We start from the raw sequence: 699 nt of genomic DNA on the forward strand, positions 1-699 counted from the left end.
TTGGAACCCCTATAGCAAACCGTACCCAGTCGGAGCTTGAAGGTATGATCGGCTTTTTTGTGAACACCCTGGCGCTTCGCAGTGATCTTGGAGGCAATCCAAGTTTCAGGGAACTTTTGGCAAGAGTTAAGGAAACCACCCTTGGGGGTTATGACCACCAGCTTGCACCTTTTGAGAAGGTTGTCGACCGAGTTGTCACCACCCGTGATATGAGCACGACGCCTTTGTTCCAGGTTATGTTCACCCTGCAGAACACTTCGGATGGAACAGAAGAATTAAGTCTGGAGGACATCAGTATTTCAGGATATGATTTCAAAAGAAATACAGCCAAGTTGGATCTGACATTAAATGTTTCAGAGAATGCTTCGGGTATTTCATTGGCAATAAATTACAGTACGGTTTTATTTGACAAACCTACCATCGAGCGGATGCTGGGGCACTATGAGCAGTTATTGGCTTGTATTGCGGCTGATGCATCCCAGCCTATCGGCAGTTTGTCGATGTTGAGGGCCCATGAGGAGCACCAGCTTCTGGATGTCTTCAATGCCACAGGTGTTGATTATCCATTGGACAGGACGGTTGTTGATTTGTTCGAGGAGCAGGTGGTAAAGAGCCCTGATGCGATAGCGGTTGTCTTCGAGGGAGAGCAATTGAGCTACCGTGAATTGGACGAACGTTCCAATCAGCTTGCGCATTACC

1 protein-coding gene is annotated in these 699 nt (G+C 47.6%); it reads left to right on the top strand.

The window, feature by feature from the left end:
• The coding region (locus tag ACFS3A_RS26730) for a condensation domain-containing protein (protein ID WP_379828785.1) at positions 1-699 on the top strand (699 nt) is incomplete at both ends.

The sequence above is a fragment of the Flavobacterium notoginsengisoli genome, from assembly GCF_042686225.1.
Classification (GTDB): domain Bacteria; phylum Bacteroidota; class Bacteroidia; order Flavobacteriales; family Flavobacteriaceae; genus Flavobacterium; species Flavobacterium notoginsengisoli.